Origin of the sequence: Nonomuraea sp. ATR24, assembly GCF_041950485.1 — a bacterium.
Classification (GTDB): Bacteria; Actinomycetota; Actinomycetes; order Streptosporangiales; family Streptosporangiaceae; genus Nonomuraea; species Nonomuraea ceibae.
In genome coordinates this window covers 409,468-426,364 of record NZ_JBGNUU010000001.1, presented here as the reverse complement: position 1 = coordinate 426,364, position 16,897 = coordinate 409,468, and the positions used below count along the sequence as shown (strand labels likewise).

Below are 16,897 nucleotides of genomic sequence, written 5' to 3'. Positions count from 1 at the left end.
GTGACCATCCAATCCGGCCACGAGTGGATACCGCCCGGCGTCGACGCGGAGCGGCCCAGTGTCGCCCGGGTGCACGACGCCCTGCTCGGCGGCACCGAGAACTTCGCCTCCGACAGGGCCGTGGCCCGCCGCCTCAAGGACGCCGTGCCCGAGGTCGTCGACCTGGTCTGGTGCAACCGCGCCTTCATCGGCCGCGTCGTCGACTACCTCGTCCGCCAGGCCGGGGTCCGCCAGTTCGTCGACCTCGGCGCCGGGCTGCCCACCGTCGAGAACACCCACGAGGTCGCCCAGTTCGCCGACAGCTCCGCCCGCGTCGTCTACGTCGACCTCGACCCGATGGTCGAACCGCACGCCCGCGCCATCCTGGCCCGCAACGACCACGCCACCGCCATCACCGCCGACGTCCGCGACATCCCCGCCGTCCTCGGCCACCCCGAACTGCGCCGCCTCATCGACTTCCACCAGCCCGTCGCCGTCCTCGCCATCGGGCTCCTCCACCTCATCCCCGACCAGGACGACCCGCACGCGCTCATCCGGCGCTACATGGCGACGCTGCCCTCCGGCAGCCACCTGGCCGCCTCCAACTTCATGTCCGGCCCCAACCCCAAGGCCCAGGCGCTGGAGACGATGCTCCAGGTCACCATGGGCACCGGCCACTTCCGCGGCCGCGAGAGCATCACCCGCTTCTTCGCCGGCCTCGACCTCGTCGAACCCGGCGTCGTCCACTTCCCCCAATGGCACCCCGACGACCGGCTCCCCGGCCCGCTCGCCCCCTGGGAGGAGATCCTGCTGGGCGGCGTCGCCCGCAAGCCCTGACCGCGATTAAGGGGATGAGCCCGGGGCCCGTGCGGAGCTAGGGTGGTGGCATGCCGCGACGCCTCATCTGTTCGCCTCCGCCCGCCCGCTAGCGGGCGGCCTTCCCTGAATCTCCGGGTCTGACAGATCCGGTGGTGGTTGCTGCCCGCATCCGGGCCCAATCCACCACTCCTCATCGGAGCACATCTGTCATGACCCAGCTCACCACCCGGCGTGCCACGCTGTACGTCGCCACCGCCGCCGCGGCCTGGGGCACCGGCGGCGCCGCCGGAGCCCTCCTGTTCGCCGGCGGCGGGCTCGACGCCCTGGACGTGTCCTTCTGGCGCTACCTCCTCGGGGCGATCTTCCTGCTGCCGCTCGCCCGCGGCCTCCGCCTCGACGGCCGCGTCGCCGTCGTCGGCGCCGGGATGGCCGTCTACCAGACCGCCTACTTCGGCGCCATCGCGCACTCGGGCGTCGCGATCGCCACGGTCGTCACGATGGGCGCCACGCCGGTCTTCACCGCCCTCGGCGGCCGGCTCCTGCTCGGCGAACGCCTCGGCCGCGCCGGCCTCGCCGCCCTCCTCACCGCCCTGACGGGCCTCGTCCTCCTCACCACGACCCCCCACCCCGAGCCGGCCACCCCCACCGGGACGCTCGCCACGCCGTCCGGGGAGGGGACGCCGGCCGGGGTGGGGCTCGGGTTGCTGTCGGCCGCCGGGTATGCCGGGGTGACGTTGTACTCGCGGCGGCACCGGGACGACTCCCAGGGGATGGCCGTGGGCGGGTTCGTCGTGGGGGCGGTGTGCCTGGCGCCGTTCGCGCTGGCCGGCGGGGTGGTCCCGGTGGGCGGGTGGCAGAGCGTGGCGCTGCTCGCCTATCTGGGGGCGGTGCCGACGGCGCTGGCGTACCTGCTGTTCTTCCGCGCGTTGACGGCGCTGCGGGCGACGACGGTGTCGATCGTGTCGCTGGGGGAAGCGGCGGGGGCGGCCGTGCTGGGCGTGCTGGTGTTCGGGGAGCGGCTGTCGCCGTCGGCCTGGGCGGGGTGCGTACTGCTGCTGGTGGCGGCGGTGGCGAGGGCACGGGAGGAGTGAGCGTGAGGCAGGGTCGCCGTATGGGTTAGGGTCCGTACGGCGACGCCTGTCGTGTCGTCGCTCCGCTCCCAGGCCGCCGGTACGGGCCGGTACGGGGGAACGGTGGCGGCGGAGCGTGCGTTGGAGGAACTGTGGCCTCGATTACAGGATTTGTCAGGAACCTGCTGGACCGTCCGGGAGGCACCCCCCTGACGCCGTACCAGAAGGTCGTGAAGGCGGCTCACGCCCGCGCCGACCGGATCGGCAAACTGGATGAGCTGCCCAGGCCCGACATGAGCGACCTGGCCGAGTTCTGTGCCGTCGCCCGTGAGGCCGCCGACCGCACGCTCGGGCTCAGGCCGTACGACGTGCAGTTGCTCGGGACACTCGCGCTCCTCGACGGCAAGGTGGCCGAGATGGCCACCGGCGAGGGCAAGACGCTGTCCGGGGCGATGGCGGCGGCCGGCTACGCGCTGCAGGGCAGGCGCGTGCACGTGATGTCGGTCAACGACTACCTGGCCCGCCGCGACGCCGAGTGGATGGCCCCCTTCTACGCGGCCCTGGGCGTCACCGTCGGCTGGATCGACCAGAACTCCACCCCGGAGGAGCGGCGCGACGCCTACGCGAAGGACGTCACGTACGGGCCGGTGAGCGAGATCGGCTTCGACGTGCTGCGTGACCGGATGCGCACGTCGGCGGACGAGATCATCGTGCCGGAGCCGGAGGTGGCGCTGATCGACGAGGCCGACTCGGTGCTCGTCGACGAGGCGAGGGTGCCGCTGGTGATGGCGGGGGCGGCCGACGCGGGCAACGCGGTGCCGGAGCTGGCGGTCCTGGTCAGGCAGCTCATCCGGGGCTACCACTACGAGATCGACGAGCAGGCGCGCAACGTCTACCTGACGCCGAAGGGCGCCGAGACGGTGGAGAACCTGCTGGGCGTCGAGCTCTACGACGAGCACGAGCCGGGCACGCTGATCGAGGTCAACCTGGCCCTGCACGCCCACGCGCTGCTGACCCGCGACGTCGACTACATCGTGCGTGACGGCAAGGTGCAGCTCATCAACCCCTCGCGCGGCCGGGTGGCGGTGCTGCAGCGCTGGCCCGCCGGCCTGCAGGCGGCGGTGGAGGCCAAGGAGGCGCTGCCGCCGAGCGAGAAGGGCGAGATCCTCGACTCGATCACCGTGCAGGGCCTGATCAGGCGCTACCCGAGGGTGTGCGGCATGACGGGCACCGCGGTGGCGGTGAGCGAGCAGCTCGGCGAGTTCTACGGGCTGAAGGTCGCGGTGATCCCGTCCAACCGGCCGTGCGTCAGGAAGGACGAGCCCGACCGCATCTACCCGACGGTGCCCGACAAGGACGCGGCGCTGGTCGAGGAGATCCAGGCGGTGCACGAGACCGGCAGGCCGATCCTCATCGGCACGCTCGACGTGGCCGAGTCGGAGAACCTGGCCATGCTGCTCCAGCGCCGCAACCTGGAGCCGGTGGTGCTCAACGCCAAGAACGACGCCGAGGAGGCCGCGATCATCGCCAGGGCGGGCGAGCGCGGCGCGATCACCGTCTCGACGCAGATGGCGGGCCGGGGCACCGACATCCGGCTCGGCGACGGCGTTGCGGAGCTCGGCGGCCTGTACGTGATCGGCTCCGGCCGCCACTCCAGCAGCCGCCTGGACGACCAGTTGCGCGGCCGGGCGGGCCGCCAGGGCGACCCGGGCGGCTCGGTGTTCTTCGTCAGCATGGGCGACGACCTGATCACGCAGTACACGCCGGACGAGCGGCCGCCGGCGGCCGACGCCGACGGCATCGTCAGGCACCGGCGCGGCGCCTACCTGGTGGGTCACGCGCAGCGGGTGGCGGAGGGCGTCAACCTGCAGATCCACCGCAACACCTGGCGCTACACCCGGCTGCTGGAGCAGCAGCGCGAGCTCATCCTGGAGTGGCGCGACAAGGTGCTGCACGGCGACGCGGCGGCCAAGGCGCTCAAGGAGGCCGACCCGGAGCGCTGGGAGTCGATGCCCGAGGACACCCGGGAGGAGACGGCCAGGCAGATCGTGCTGCACGCGATCGACCGCTGCTGGACCGAGCACCTGGCGTTCCTCACCGACCTGCGCGAGGGCATCCACCTGCGGGCGCTGGGCCGGATGAGCCCCGTCGACGAGTATCAGCGGGAGGCGGTGGCGGAGTACAAGCGGCTGCTGGCCGAGGTGGAGCGCCGGTCGCTGGAGTCGTTCGAGGCGCCCGAGCCCGATCTCAAGCGCCCGCAGGCGACCTGGACCTATCTGGTGCAGGACAACCCGTTCGGCACCGAGTGGGACCGGATTCTCAAGCGGGTCAAAGGCGGTTCGCGTACCTGACAGAGGATGGCAGGTACGGCTGACAGGCTGACGGTCATGACGACGAAGGCAAATCTCATCGCGGTCACCATCGACTGCGACGACCCCAGGAAGACGGCCGAGTTCTACCACCAGGTGACCGGCCTGCCCATCACGTACGCGGAGGACGAGTACGCGGCCGTGAGCGACGGCACCACGTCGCTCTACTTCGGCCGGGTGCCCGATCGTAAGCCCGTGGAGTGGCCGAGCGCCGACAAGCAGTTCCATCTCGACTTCCGCGTCCCGGACGTGGAGAAGGCGGTCGAGGAGTACGTTGCGATCGGCGCGACCAAGCCCGAGTTCCAGCCGGGCGTGACGGACGAGGGGGTGGGCTGGATCGTGCTGCGGGATCCTGACGGCCACCTGTTCTGCGTCTGCCCGGAGAAGTGATGTAGGCCAAGATTGGCCTAAAGGATGATTCGAGCGCATTGCTGCGCATCTAAGCTGAGGCAATGCTCTTGCACGGATCTCTGCCCCTGCGTGGGCGCCCATGACCTGGGTCGGCCTCCTCATCGCACTCGCCGGGGCGCTGGGCTACGCGGTCGGCGCGGCGCTGCAACAGTTCGAGGCAGTGGCGGAGGGCGCCTCGCTCAGGCTGACCCGGCGGCCCCGCTGGTGGATCGGCGGCATCATCAGCCTGACCGGCGCGTGCCTGCACGCGGTGGCGCTGAGCTTCGCGCCGCTGGTGGCGGTGCAGCCGATCAGCGTGGCCACACTGGTGTTCGCGGTGCCGCTGGCCGCGTACATGTACGGCCGCAAACCGTACAAGGCAGAGATCTTCGGCTCGATCGCGGTGGCCGTGGGCCTGATCTGGCTGATGATGCTGGTGCCGTCGCACCACGTCACGCCCCGGCTGGGTGACGGGGCGGCGCTCGGGTTCATCGGCGTGATCGCGCTGCTCGTGCTGGTCACGCAGGTGGCCGCGATCCGCGCCAAGGGGGCGAACAAGGCGCTGCTGCTGGCGGTCAGCGCGGGCGTGGCGACGGCGAGCGTGTCCACGTTCGTCCGGGTGGTCGGCGGCGGCATGGAGGGCGACCTGGGGCGGCTGGTCCACTGGTTCACGCTGGCCATCCCGGTGCTGCTGATCTGCGCCACGGTGCTGCTGCAGCGCTCGTACGCGGTCGGCTACTTCGGCATCGCCTACGCGGGCGTGCAGGTCGTCGACCCGATCACCTCGGTGCTGGCCGGCGCGCTGCTGCTCGGCGAGCCGCTGCCGACCAGCCCCGCCACCGCCGTGCCCGCGGTGCTGGCGGCGGCGCTGACCATCGCCGGCACGATCACGCTGGGCCGGCTGACGCCCGATCACTCCCCGTCGAAACAGGCGGCCGCCATCCCAGAATCTCGTCCATTGAGCGCAGCATCAGATCGGGCCTGAACCGGCTCGCCAGCGACATCGCCCGGTCGCGCACCGCCACGGCGACGGGGTTGCGCACCTTGGTGATCCGGCAGATCGCCATCGACTTGCGCACGACGTCGGCCGTGCGCCGCAGCCGCGCCTCGGTGTAGGCGGCCAGGTCGCCGCCCGCCAGGTGGCCGAGCACGACCGCGTCCTCCAGCGCCTGGCAGGCGCCCTGCCCCAGGTTGGGCGTCATCGGATGGGCGGCGTCGCCGAGCAGCGCCACCCGGCCCGCGTGCATGGCGGGCAGCGGCTCGCGCAGGTAGTAGAGGTCGTTGCGCAGGATGTGGTCCGGCCGGGCGCCTTCCAGCAGGGCGGGGATCGGCGCGTGCCACGTCCCGAACCTGCGCACCAGCTCCGCCCGCTCGTCGCCGCCCGTGGCCCCGGCCGGTGACAGGTCGGTGGCGTAGAAGTAGACCAGCTCGTCGTCCAGCGCGTGGATGCCGAACACGGTGCCCCGCCCCCAGCTCTCCGAGCTGCGGATCGGCCCGTCCGGCCGGGGCGCCAGGCCCCGCCACGTGGTCACGCCCGCGTAGACCGGCTCCGGGTGCCGGGGGAAGAGCGCGGCCCGCACCCGCGAGTGGATGCCGTCGGCGGCCACGACCAGGTCGGCGGTCAGCTCGCCGGCGTCGGTGCGCACGGTCCCGGTGGCGGCGTCGACGCCCGTGACCGCCGTGCCGAGCCGCAGCCGCTCCGGCCCCAGCGTCTCGGTCAGCAGCTCGACCAGCCTGGCCCGCAGCAGCACGACGATCGAGTCGCCGTAGAGCTCGCGCGCCCGGTCCTCGGTGGTGTGGGTGAGCCAGGCGCCGTCGTGGCGGCGGATGCCCACCTGGCCTTCCATCCTCGACAGCTCGCGCACCCGGTCGCCCAGGCCGAGCACGTCGAGCGCGCGCAGCCCGTTGGACGCCACGGCCAGGCCGGAGCCGACGGGCTCCAGCTTGGCCGCCTTCTCCAGCACGTCCACGTGCCAGCCCGCGCGGTGCAGCGCGATGCCGGCGGCCAGGCCGCCGATGCCGCCGCCGATCACTACAGCCTTCATTCCCCACTCCTCAACTACGTCTGTAGTTTCACGCTACTACGGCTGTAGTCTCGACTACAACTGTAGTATCCGGTTCGTGAAGCGTTCAGAGGCCGTGGCGGAGGCGGCGATCACCCTGCTGGCCGAGCGGGGCATGCGCGGCCTCACCCACCGCGCCGTCGACGAGGCGGCCGGGCTGCCGCCCGGCTCGACGTCCAACCTGGCCCGCACCCGCGCCGCGCTGCTGGAGCTGACGCTGTCGCGGCTGACCGAGCTGGAGACGGAGGTGTTCGCCGACGGCCTGGCCGGCCGGCCGCCGACCGCCGCCGAGCTGCCCGACCTCCTGGCCCGGGTGCTCCACGTCCAGCTCCGCGACCGCCGCCGCACGCTGGCCCGCTACGAGCTCGCGCTGGAGGCGACCCGGCGGCCCGAGCTGCGCCGCATCTACGACCGGGCCGGCCGCCGCTTCCGCGACCCCGCCGTCGCCCTGCTCGCCGCCGCCGGGTCCGCCGATCCGGTACGGCACGGCCACCGCCTCGTCGCGTTCGGCGAGGGCATCATGTTCGACGCGATCGCCGGGGCCGGGACCGAACCGTCGCTGGACGAGCTCCGCGAGGCCGTGGGCGAGCTGCTGGCCGGCATGCTCGGCGGCGGACCGGGGCCCCGTGGTCAGCAGGCGTCCACGTAAGGGACCTCGGGCAGGTGGCGGGTCCACTCCGCGCGGGACAGGGCGCCGTACCGGGCGCAGACCGTCGCGGCGGCCCGCTCCGGGTCGCCGGGGGCGGGGGAGCGGGCCAGGTCGATCGTGAGCACGGTGCCGCGCCCGGCCAGCACGCGCAGGCGGCGCCCGTCCGCGCTGAGAGCGGCCTGCGCCGGGCGGTCGGTCCCCGGCGACGGCACCCGCCGGTCGGCCAGCAGTCTGCCGTCGGCCAGCCGCCACGCGCTCACCCGGTCGCCGCCCGTCGCGGCCAGGACCCGCCCGTCGGCGCTGAAGACCGGATGCCCGGGCGACGGCTGGAGCCGGAACGGCAGCGTCGGCACCCCGTCGAGCCCGTAGACCTGCACGCCGCCCTCCTCCGCGATCGCCACCCGCGTCCCGTCCGGCGCGAACGCCGTGTACTCCCACGGCATCCGGTCCAGCCACGGCCGCGCCGTGGTCGCCCCCGTCGCCAGGTAGCGCAGGTGCGAGCGGTTGCCGGCGAACACCAGCGCCACCCGGTCCCGGGGTCCCGCCACCGCGTACTCGCCCACCAGCGTGGCCCGCCGTTCGCGCAGGTCCCAGGCCCACCGCTCGCCCGACTGCCGCGCCGCCGCGAACAGCAGCCCGCCGCCCGGGCTGAACCACGCCGCCTGCTCGCCCGGCGCGCCCAGCCCGCGCCCGAACGGCCGCCCCACGCCCAGGCCGGAGCCGGTGTTCCACAGGTACGAGCGGTCCACGCCGACCAGCGCCAGCGTCCGCCCGTCCGGCGCCCAGGCCATCGCCCGCACGTTCCGCTCCGGCCCCGCCGCCGACGCCACCAGCCGCCGCCCGGTCACGTCCCACACCCGCAGCGTCCCGCCCGCCAGCGACGCCAGCCTGCTCCCGTCGCCCGACAGCGCGTGCAGCGACCGGTCCGTGGCGTACGGGTCGGCGAACCCGTCCACCGCCGGGTCCGCCGCCGCCCCCACCAGCGCCCGACCTGCCTCGGCCACCGGCGCCAGGCGCCACGCGGCCAGCGCCAGCTTGCGCGCCGTCACCGGGTCGGCCCCGCGCGCCGCCTCCGCCCGGGACGCCGCCACCTTGGCCATCGCCTGCTCCAGCCGCCCCTCGGCGGCGCCGCCCTGCCAGGCGAGCACCGCGGCCAGCACGAGCGCCGCGGCCCCGGCCAGCCCGCCGCGCCGCAGCCGGCCCCGCCTGCGCGCCGCCGCCCGCCCGGCGTCCAGGAACGCCTGCTCGCCCGCGTTCAGCGTCACGTGCCGCCGGTCGCCCGCCGCCCAGGCCAGCGCCCGGTCCAGCGCCGCGTCGCGGAACAGGTCGGCGCCGCGCCGCCCGCCCTCCTCCCACCGGCGCGCCGCCCCGGCCAGCTCCCGCTGCACCGCCAGCCCGGACCGCTCGGCCTCCACCCAGGCGCGCAGCCTCGGCCAGGCCGACGGCAGCGCCCCGCACGCGACCGTCACCCGCCCGTCCGCCCGCTCCAGCAGCCCCGCCTCGGTGTACGCGGTGAGCACCCGGTCGATGGCGGCCGCCTGCTCCGGGGTGCGGCCGGTGACCAGGTCGGCGCGTACGGTGCCGGGCGCGAGCCGCAGGAACACCTCGGGGGCCAGGGCCTGGTCGGGAACGGCGAGCCGCTGGTAGACGTCCTCGGCCCGGGCGCCGAGCGGCGGGTCGTCGACGGGCTCGGGAGGTGAGAGGCGGCCCTGCTGGGACTGCGGGGCGTCGAGCAGCGACATGAGGAGCTGACGGGCGCCGGGGCGGTGCGCGGGATCGTCGTGCAGCGCCGCGGCGACCAGGTCGCGTAATCGGCGGTCCATCGGCGAGGGCCTGCCCCGCACCGGTCTGCCCGGCTCGTCGGCGCCGTGGGCGGCGAAGCGGAGCAGGCGGCCCCAGGCGTGGACGTCGGCGGCCGGGGTGCCGCCGGGGCGCGGGGCGGTGAGGCGGGGCCCGTCGGCCGTGAGCAGGACGGTGCCGGGGCCGAGCCCGCCGTGCGCGGCGCCCGCCTCGTGGACGGCGGCCAGGGCGGTGGCGGTGGTGGCGGCCAGCCGGTAGAGGTCGCCCGGCTCGTACGGCCCGTGCCGCTCGACGGCGGCCCGCACGCTCACCCCCTCGACGTACTCCCCGACGAGGTACGGCGGGTCGGCGTCGAGCCGGTGGTCCACCAGCCGGGCGACCCGTAACGAGCTGACCCGGCCGACCGCCGTCACCCAGGCGGCCAGCGCCTCCGGATCGGCGGCAGGCGGCAGGACCCGCAGGGCATGGCGGACCCCCGACTCGTCGTAGGCCTCGCGGACACCGCCTCCGAGCCGGTCGCCCAACCAGTAGCCTCCCAGCCGATCACCCATGCGAGGTTGGATGCCGCCTTCCGGTCAGCGGTTCAGGCGGGCCCTGTGGTCCGGCCATTCCTCTACGAGGATGCCGAAACAAACGGTGTCGCGCCAGGTGCCGTCGGAGCGGCGGCGGTGGCGGCGCAGCGTGCCCTCGTGGACGCCGCCGATGCGCCTGATGGCGTTCTGGGACCGCTCGTTCAGGCAGTCGGTCTTGAGCAGCACCCGGTTGTGGCCCAGCTTGTCGAAGGCGTGGTCGATCAGCAGCAGCTTGCACGCGGTGTTGACGGCCGAGCGCCAGTAGGCCCGGCCGTACCAGGTCCAGCCGATCTCGATGCTCTCGTCGAAGCCGGGCACGTCGCAGTAGGCGGTCCAGCCCACGGCCCTGCCGGTCGCCTTCACGATCACCGCGTGCGGGACGTGCTTGTCGTCCTCGATCAGCGCGCGGGCGACCGCCGCCAGCTCCTCCTCGGTGCGCGGCGTCGCCACGGGCAGCCACCGCCACAGCTCGTCGTCCCCGCCGCCGGCGGCGAACAGGTCGGGCACGTGCGCCAGGGTGAGCGGCTCAAGGCGGACGTCGTCGTTCTCCAGCACCACGGGCGCCGGCAAGGTCGCGGTCATGGCGGTCAGCTTAGGCAGGGCTCGCGGGCGCGCTGATGGCCACCTGACCGATTTTGCGGGGAACCACCTGTCGACACGCATACCGGCCGGTCGGTAGGCTCGCGGCATGGACTTCGCCTTCGACACCGTCACCGAGGACCTGCGGCGGCGCCTGCTGCTGTTCATGGACGAATGCGTCTATCCCGCCGAGTCCGCCTTCGAGGAGCAGGCCCGCACCAGCGGCTGGAGCGCCCCGCCGCTCGTCAACGACCTGAAGGACGAGGCCAGGCAGCGCGGCCTGTGGAACCTGTTCCTGCCCGGCGAGCACGGCGCCGGGCTGACGAACCTCCAGTACGCGCCACTGGCGGAGATCATGGGCCGCAGCCCGAGCCTGGCGCCCGTCGCCACGAACTGCGCCGCGCCCGACACGGGCAACATGGAAGTGCTGTCCATGTTCGGCAGCGAATGGCAGCGCAAGGAGTGGCTGACGCCGCTGCTCGACGGCGAGATCCGCTCGGCGTTCGCGATGACCGAGCCCGACGTGGCCTCCTCCGACGCCACGAACATCGCCACCTCGATCGTCCGCGACGGTGACGAGTACGTCATCAACGGCCGCAAGTGGTTCATCTCCGGCGCGATGAACCCCGACTGCAAGATCTTCATCGTCATGGGCAAGACGAACCCGGACGCGCCCAAGCACCGCCAGCAGAGCATGATCCTGGTGCCGCGCGACACCCCGGGCATGACGATCAAGCGCGGCATGCACGTCTTCGGCTACAGCGACGCCGACCACGGTGGCCACGCCGAGATCCTGTTCGAGGACGTCCGCGTCCCGGCCGACAACCTGATCGGCGAGGAGGGCGGCGGCTTCGCCATCGCCCAGGCCCGCCTCGGCCCCGGCCGCATCCACCACTGCATGCGCCTGATCGGCATGGCCGAGCGCGCGGTCGAGCTGATGTGCGAGCGGGCGCTGGCCCGCACCGCGTTCGGCAAGCCGGTCGCCCAGCAGGGCGTGGTCCAGGACTGGATCGCCGAGTCCCGCATCAGGATCGAGCAGTTGCGGCTGCTCGTGCTCAAGACCGCCTGGCTGATGGACACCGTCGGCAACCAGGGCGCCCACACCGAGATCCAGGCCATCAAGATCTCCACCCCCATCACCGTGGAGTGGATCCTCGACAAGGCCATCCAGGTGCACGGCGCCGGCGGCGTCTCCCAGGACTTCCCGCTGGCCGGGCTCTGGGCGGCGGCCCGCTCGCTGCGCCTGGCCGACGGGCCGGACGAGGTGCACAAGCGGTCCCTGGCCTACCGCGAGCTGAAGAAGCACATGTGATGACGACAGGAGCTGGAGTGGACGAAGCACGGCTCAAGGAGCGCGTCGCCGCGTTCCTGAGCGAGAACGATCCGGACGGCGACCGGCTGGAGTTCCTGCGGGCCAGGTTCGACGCGGGCCTGGCCTGGGTGTGGTTCCCCGAGGGGCTCGGCGGGCTGGGCGTCTCGCGCGAGCTGCAGCAGGTGGTCGAGCGGGAGCTGGCCCACACGCCGCAGCTCGACGGCGGCGTGCAGGGCATCGGGCTCGGCATGGCCGCGCCCACGATCCTGGCGTTCGGCACCGAGGAGCAGAAGCGCCGCTTCCTGCGCCCGCTGTGGACGGGCGAGGAGATCTGGTGCCAGCTCTTCAGCGAGCCCGGCGCCGGGTCCGACCTGGCCACGCTCGGCACCCGCGCGGTCCGCGACGGCGACGAGTGGGTCGTCGACGGCCAGAAGGTGTGGACGTCCGGGGCCCACCACGCCCGCTGGGCGATCCTTGTCACCCGTACCGACCCGGACGTGCCCAAGCACCGCGGCATGACGTACTTCATCTGCGACATGCACGCGCCCGGCGTGGACGTGCGCCCGCTGCGGCAGATCACCGGCGAGGCCGAGTTCAACGAGGTGTTCCTCACCGGCGTGCGGCTCCCTGACGACCTGCGGCTCGGCGCGGTCGGCGACGGCTGGCGGGTCGCCCAGACCACGCTGATGAACGAGCGCGTCGCCATCGGCGGCGCGCCGGTGCGGCGCGGCGGCGGCATGGTCGGCGCGGTGCTGGAGCACTGGCGCGAGCACCCCGAGCTGCGCACCCACGACCTGCACCAGCGGCTGCTCTCGCTCTGGGTCGAGGCCGAGGTGACCCGCCTGTCGGGGGCGCGGCTGCGCGAGCAGCTCGCCGCCGGGCAGCCGGGCCCCGAGGGCTCGGGCATGAAGCTGTCGTTCGCCCGGCTCAACCAGGCGCTGTCCGGCCTGGACGTCGAGCTGCGGCGCGACCTCGGCTACGACGACTGGACCTTCCGCCGCTCCGAGACCGTCGACTTCTACGGCCGCGGACCTGGCTACCGCTACCTGCGCGCCAAGGGCAACTCGATCGAGGGCGGCACCTCCGAGATCCTGCGCAACATCATCGCCGAGCGGGTGCTCGGCCTGCCCTCAGAGCCCCGCGTCGACAAGGACGTGCCCTGGAAGGACCTGCCGCGATGACGAGCCTGCTGTATTCGGAGGTCGAGGAGGAGCTGCGCGCCGCCGTGCGCGACCTGCTGGCCGACCGCTGCCCGCCCGCCACCGTGCTCAAGCGTGCCGAGTCGGACCCGTACGACCTGGACCTGTGGAAGACGCTGGCCGGGGAGATCGGGGTGGCCGGGCTGCTCATCCCCGAGGAGCACGGCGGGGCCGGGGCGACGGCCAGCGAGGTCGCGGTCGTGCTGGAGGAGCTGGGCCGGGGCGTCGCGCCGGTGCCGTTCTTCACCAGCGCGGTGCTCGCCACCCGGGCGCTCGTCCAGGCCGGGGCCGCCGGCCTGCTCGAACGGCTCGCCGACGGCCGCTCGACCGCCGCGCTCGCGGTGTCGTTCGCGGCCTCGCCCTACCACCCGTCGCGCGGCTCCTCCGTACGGCTCGCGGACGGGCGGCTGTCGGGCACGGTCACCGGCGTGGCCGGGGCCGACGTCGCGGACGTGCTGCTGGTGCCGGTCGAGGGCGTCCTCTACCGCGTCGAGGGCGCCCAGGTCGCCGCCGTGCCGTCGCTGGACCTGACCCGGCCGGTCGCCACCGTCACGCTGGACGGCGCCGAGGCCACCCGGCTCGGCGAGGTGGACGTGGCGGGCGTGCTGCGGTACGGGGCCGGGCTGCTGGCCTCCGAGCAGTACGGGGTCGCCCAGTGGTGCCTCGACACGACGCTCGCCTACGTCAAGGAGCGGCACCAGTTCGCCCGGCCGGTCGGGTCGTTCCAGGCGATCAAGCACCGGCTGGCCGACCTGTGGCTCGACGTGGTCAGGGCCAGGGCGGCGGCGCGGGGCGCGGTGGCCGACGACTCGCCCCTGTCGGCGGCCGTGGCCCAGGCGTGGAACGCCGGCGTGGCGGTGCACGTGGCCGAGGAGGCGGTGCAGCTCCACGGCGGGATCGGGATGACCTGGGAGCACCCGGTGCATCTCTATCTCAAGCGCGCCAAGGCCACCGAGATCGCTCTTGGCACCCCCGGCGACCATCGCGAGGCGCTCGCCTCACTCGCCGAGGTGCCCGGCCCCGAGGGAGGCCAGCAGTAGGTCGGCGAAGTGCTTGCCCACCTGGGCGCCGGTCAGCGGCCCGTCCGTGTGGAACCAGGTGCCCAGGTGGTGCACCGAGCCGAAGAAGTAGTCGACGACCAGGTCGGCCGGCACGCGGTCGCTGAACACGCCGTCGCGCTGGCCCTCCAGCACCAGGTCGCGGAAGCGCTCGTGATAGCGCCGGCGCTCGGCCCGTACACTCTTGCGGGTCTCGGGAGCGAGCAGGTGCATCGAGCGGAAGAAGATCTTGGAGTCGTCGAGGTTGTCGGTGGTGGTCTCGATCACGTCGGCGGCGGCGCGGTGCAGCCGCTCGACGACCGTGCCGGGACTGTCGGCGATCTGCGTCAGCCGGTCCATCTGCATGCGCAGGACCCTGCCGTAGATCTCGTGCAGCAGGTCGTCCTTGGAGTCGAAGTAGTGATACATGGCGCCTTTGGTGACGCCGGCGGCCATCACGATCTCCTGGACGGAGGTGCTCTCGAAGCCCTGTTCGGCGAACAGCCGGGTGGCCTCGGCGAGCAGCCTCTGGCGTACCGGTTCCTCTTTCATCACGGATCACAGCATACCGACTGGTCGGTTGAGCCGTGATGCTTCTCCTAGGGGTACCAATTCCGTCACCTTAGGCTCACCTTGGTTTCGGATGGGGTATCTCTTTAACCGGCGAGGGATCTTCGGCGTGGCAGATCCTGTTGACGACACACTCATTCGGGGAGTTTGCCGTGCCCGGTGGCTCTATCTACGTGCAGCAGGACGAGAAGTACACGGGGTCGTCCCCCCAGTGGTGGTACGAGAAGTTCTGGCGTGAGGAGGCCCAGAGCAGGCGCAGGGCGCGCATCCTCAAGGCGGCGGCCGGGTTCGCCGCCGGTTTCGCGCTCGGCGTCCGCTTCGACGTCACCTACACGGCCTTCTACGCGCTCGTCGTGGCCGGGCTCGTCGCCGCCGGCGACTGGTGGCTCGACTGGCGCCGCTTCCAGGCCACGGCCGTCTGGCGCGGGCGCAGGCACGGCGAGGCCATCACCGGCCGTCTGCTGCGCCGCTCGCTCGGCAGGCGCGGCTACCAGGTGCTCGACGGCCGGGCGATCAAGGACCAGGCGTCCATCGACCACCTCGTGATCGGGCCGGGCGGCGTCTGGATCGTCGACAACGAGTCCTGGAGCCCCGACACCGAGATCGCCACCTACGGCGGCCGGCTGTTCTTCGGCGAGAAGTACGGCACCAAGGTCGCCAAGCCGCTGGCCGACGCCGCCCAGGCGTTCGCCGACCTGCTCACCCGCGAGACCGGCATCGAGGTCACGATCACCCCGTTGCTGGCCGTGCACTGCGGCATGCTGCCGCGCCGCGGGCTGCTGGAGGCCGAGGGCATCACGCTGCTCAAGCCGCGCCTGGTCGCCAGGCGCATCCGGTCGACGGCGAACGGGCACCTCGACCCCGCCCAGATCGAGCTCCTCACCCGCACCGCGGCCCGCGAGCTCCAGCGCGCCTGACGGCGACATACCGCCGGTATACCCCGGGCCGCTAGCGTCCTGTCGCGACAGGCCAGAACCAGGGATGGAGCGGTAAAGAACATGCGCAGATCCAGCGGAATCGTCGCCCTCGCCCTCGCCGCCGGACTCCTCACCGGCGCCCAGCCCGCCGCCGCCGGAGTGCAGGCCGCGTGCAGCCTCTCGCCGGGCACCCCGTACAAGGACGGCTACAAGGTGATCGCGGGCGTGGTCACGTGGACCGGCTCCTCCTGCGGCCGGATGACCATGAAGCTGCAGCGGTCGCGGTGGTACGGCTGGCAGGACATGGTCGACGACTCGTGGGACTCGGCCAGCAGCAGCAGCAAGCGCGCCTCGCTGCGGGTGTCGTGCGACGGCACGCACGAATGGCGGATCTGGTTCGACTCCAGCAACACCAGCAGCAGGACCGGCCTCACCAGGAAGATCAGCTGCCCGTAGCCGCGCGCCAAGCCACCAGGCACTCCGGCCTCAGACGCAGCGCACGACGAACGGCTCGCCCGTGCCGTCGCTCACGTCGTAGGTGCTGCCGGCCACCGCGCCGTCGTCCGAGGCCACCGTGAGCCACATGCTGTGCGTGGGCGGCTTCGGCAGGGCGTGGACCAAGCGGTCGAGCCGCCAGAGGCCCTCGCCGCCCCCGGTGGCCTCGTCCGTGGTGCCGGTGATCAGGCCGTCACGGTTGACGGCCCGGGTGTCGGCGCTCTTCGGCAGCACGCGCGGCACGCCGTCGGTGTCCCACAGCACGCCGTATGTCCGGTAGGGCGAGGTGTAGCTGATCCGGCCGATCACCCGCCCGTTGGAGATCCCGGTGGCGAACGTGCCGGCCGCCCCCGCGACCTTGGCCAGGGGCGTGATCACGCCGTTCCGCCACAGGGCCGGGCCGTCCGGAGTGCGCAGCAGCACCGTGCCGTCCTCGTCCGCGTCCTCGGGCTCGTACCCGTCGGGCAGGGCCGTCTCGATCACCTGCCCGGGCCGATCGGCGGGCCAGCGCAGCAGGCGGTGCACGTACCGGCTGCCGGTCCACACCATGTTCCGGCCGGTGACGTCGCCCTTCTCGTTGACGGCGAACGGCCGCAGGAACCCGTCGGCGGGCCGGGCGAGCCGGTCCGCCTGGCCGTTCCTGAGCAGGACCGCGTGGCTGGGCCCGTAGTAGGGCGGGGCGGCGATCGCGGTCCACACCAGCAGGGCGCCCGAGCGGGTCTCGTCCGGCAGGCCCGCGATCGGCTCACCGTCGACCTTGGCGCCGTGGTCGACGAACTGCCCGCCGCGCCAGGACACCCCGTGCCAGACGCCGTCGGCGAGCACGGCGCGGCCGGAGAAGCCGCCCTGGTGGTCGGTCGCGGTGACCTCGGCCTGCCGGGTGCCGGCGGGCACGGGCAGCGGGGCGCGCGTCCAGGCACAGTCGGCGGCGGAGGCGGCGGGGATCGTCGTGATCGAGGCGAGTAACAGCACGGTCCCCGCGACCACGCAGCCGAGTCGGTTCGATGTCACGGCGTTCCTCCCGCGGAATCGGATGGCTGGTTGCCACCGTAGATCGGCGGGAGGCCGCAGGCCGTC

16 protein-coding genes are annotated in these 16,897 nt (G+C 73.2%); 11 read left to right on the top strand and 5 right to left on the bottom strand.

Going from position 1 to position 16,897, the window contains the following annotated elements:
• The 5 genes from ACBI99_RS02040 to ACBI99_RS02020 all read left to right on the top strand — a co-directional run bounded on the left by ACBI99_RS02040 (window position 1) and on the right by ACBI99_RS02020 (window position 5,612).
• Window positions 1-816: an SAM-dependent methyltransferase gene (locus tag ACBI99_RS02040; RefSeq protein ID WP_219517965.1), complete on the top strand. Its 816-nt coding sequence runs from the start codon at window positions 1-3 to the stop codon at window positions 814-816.
• Between the two features lie 191 nt (window positions 817-1,007).
• A complete protein-coding gene (locus ACBI99_RS02035) occupies window positions 1,008-1,889 on the top strand; it encodes an EamA family transporter (RefSeq protein WP_357593699.1) in 882 nt (293 codons plus the stop codon).
• Between the two features lie 131 nt (window positions 1,890-2,020).
• Complete coding sequence (gene secA2 / locus ACBI99_RS02030; protein WP_375071551.1) at window positions 2,021-4,219, top strand: accessory Sec system translocase SecA2; 2,199 nt, start codon at window positions 2,021-2,023, stop codon at window positions 4,217-4,219.
• A gap of 36 nt (window positions 4,220-4,255) precedes the next feature.
• Window positions 4,256-4,627: a VOC family protein gene (locus ACBI99_RS02025; RefSeq protein ID WP_219519674.1), complete on the top strand. Its 372-nt coding sequence runs from the start codon at window positions 4,256-4,258 to the stop codon at window positions 4,625-4,627.
• 100 nt (window positions 4,628-4,727) lie between these two features.
• Window positions 4,728-5,612, top strand: coding sequence for a DMT family transporter (locus ACBI99_RS02020; protein WP_219519677.1), 885 nt, complete (start codon window positions 4,728-4,730; stop codon window positions 5,610-5,612).
• On the opposite strand, the gene ACBI99_RS02015 is transcribed toward ACBI99_RS02020, so the two are convergent.
• Entirely contained in the window at window positions 5,515-6,672 is a 1,158-nt protein-coding gene (locus ACBI99_RS02015; RefSeq protein ID WP_375071550.1) for an FAD-dependent monooxygenase, read from the bottom strand. The two genes, ACBI99_RS02020 and ACBI99_RS02015, sit on opposite strands and share 98 nt — an antisense overlap.
• 76 nt (window positions 6,673-6,748) lie before the next feature.
• On the opposite strand from ACBI99_RS02015, the gene ACBI99_RS02010 reads away from it, so the two are divergent.
• A complete protein-coding gene (locus ACBI99_RS02010) occupies window positions 6,749-7,339 on the top strand; it encodes a TetR family transcriptional regulator C-terminal domain-containing protein (protein ID WP_357593697.1) in 591 nt (196 codons plus the stop codon).
• Here the strand turns inward: ACBI99_RS02010 and ACBI99_RS02005 are convergent.
• Both ACBI99_RS02005 and ACBI99_RS02000 read right to left on the bottom strand, forming a co-directional pair.
• Complete coding sequence (locus ACBI99_RS02005; RefSeq protein WP_357593696.1) at window positions 7,321-9,690, bottom strand: hypothetical protein; 2,370 nt, start codon at window positions 9,688-9,690, stop codon at window positions 7,321-7,323. The two genes, ACBI99_RS02010 and ACBI99_RS02005, sit on opposite strands and share 19 nt — an antisense overlap.
• A gap of 24 nt (window positions 9,691-9,714) precedes the next feature.
• Window positions 9,715-10,293: a GNAT family N-acetyltransferase gene (locus ACBI99_RS02000; protein WP_219515065.1), complete on the bottom strand. Its 579-nt coding sequence runs from the start codon at window positions 10,291-10,293 to the stop codon at window positions 9,715-9,717.
• Window positions 10,294-10,399: 106 nt separating this feature from the next.
• Between ACBI99_RS02000 and ACBI99_RS01995 the strand changes: the two genes are divergently transcribed.
• Genes ACBI99_RS01995 through ACBI99_RS01985 form a run of 3 tightly spaced genes read left to right on the top strand, consistent with a single transcriptional unit; the run spans window position 10,400 to window position 13,841 of the window.
• Window positions 10,400-11,602: an acyl-CoA dehydrogenase family protein gene (locus ACBI99_RS01995; RefSeq protein WP_219515066.1), complete on the top strand. Its 1,203-nt coding sequence runs from the start codon at window positions 10,400-10,402 to the stop codon at window positions 11,600-11,602.
• A complete protein-coding gene (locus ACBI99_RS01990; RefSeq protein WP_357593692.1) occupies window positions 11,602-12,783 on the top strand; it encodes an acyl-CoA dehydrogenase family protein in 1,182 nt (393 codons plus the stop codon). Before ACBI99_RS01995 ends, ACBI99_RS01990 begins: the two co-directional genes overlap by 1 nt.
• The gene (locus ACBI99_RS01985) at window positions 12,780-13,841 is read left to right on the top strand and encodes an acyl-CoA dehydrogenase family protein (RefSeq protein ID WP_219515071.1); all 1,062 of its coding nucleotides are present in this window, start codon (window positions 12,780-12,782) and stop codon (window positions 13,839-13,841) included. Before ACBI99_RS01990 ends, ACBI99_RS01985 begins: the two co-directional genes overlap by 4 nt.
• Here the strand turns inward: ACBI99_RS01985 and ACBI99_RS01980 are convergent.
• Window positions 13,800-14,390 (bottom strand): TetR/AcrR family transcriptional regulator, encoded by a 591-nt coding sequence (locus tag ACBI99_RS01980; protein ID WP_219515151.1) that lies wholly within the window; start codon window positions 14,388-14,390, stop codon window positions 13,800-13,802. The two genes, ACBI99_RS01985 and ACBI99_RS01980, sit on opposite strands and share 42 nt — an antisense overlap.
• 170 nt (window positions 14,391-14,560) lie before the next feature.
• On the opposite strand from ACBI99_RS01980, the gene ACBI99_RS01975 reads away from it, so the two are divergent.
• Complete coding sequence (locus ACBI99_RS01975) at window positions 14,561-15,325, top strand: nuclease-related domain-containing protein (RefSeq protein ID WP_219515073.1); 765 nt, start codon at window positions 14,561-14,563, stop codon at window positions 15,323-15,325.
• Between the two features lie 81 nt (window positions 15,326-15,406).
• Complete coding sequence (locus ACBI99_RS01970) at window positions 15,407-15,781, top strand: hypothetical protein (protein WP_357593690.1); 375 nt, start codon at window positions 15,407-15,409, stop codon at window positions 15,779-15,781.
• 30 nt (window positions 15,782-15,811) lie between these two features.
• On the opposite strand, the gene ACBI99_RS01965 is transcribed toward ACBI99_RS01970, so the two are convergent.
• The gene (locus tag ACBI99_RS01965; RefSeq protein ID WP_375071549.1) at window positions 15,812-16,831 is read right to left on the bottom strand and encodes a hypothetical protein; all 1,020 of its coding nucleotides are present in this window, start codon (window positions 16,829-16,831) and stop codon (window positions 15,812-15,814) included.
• Window positions 16,832-16,897 lie beyond the last annotated feature (66 nt).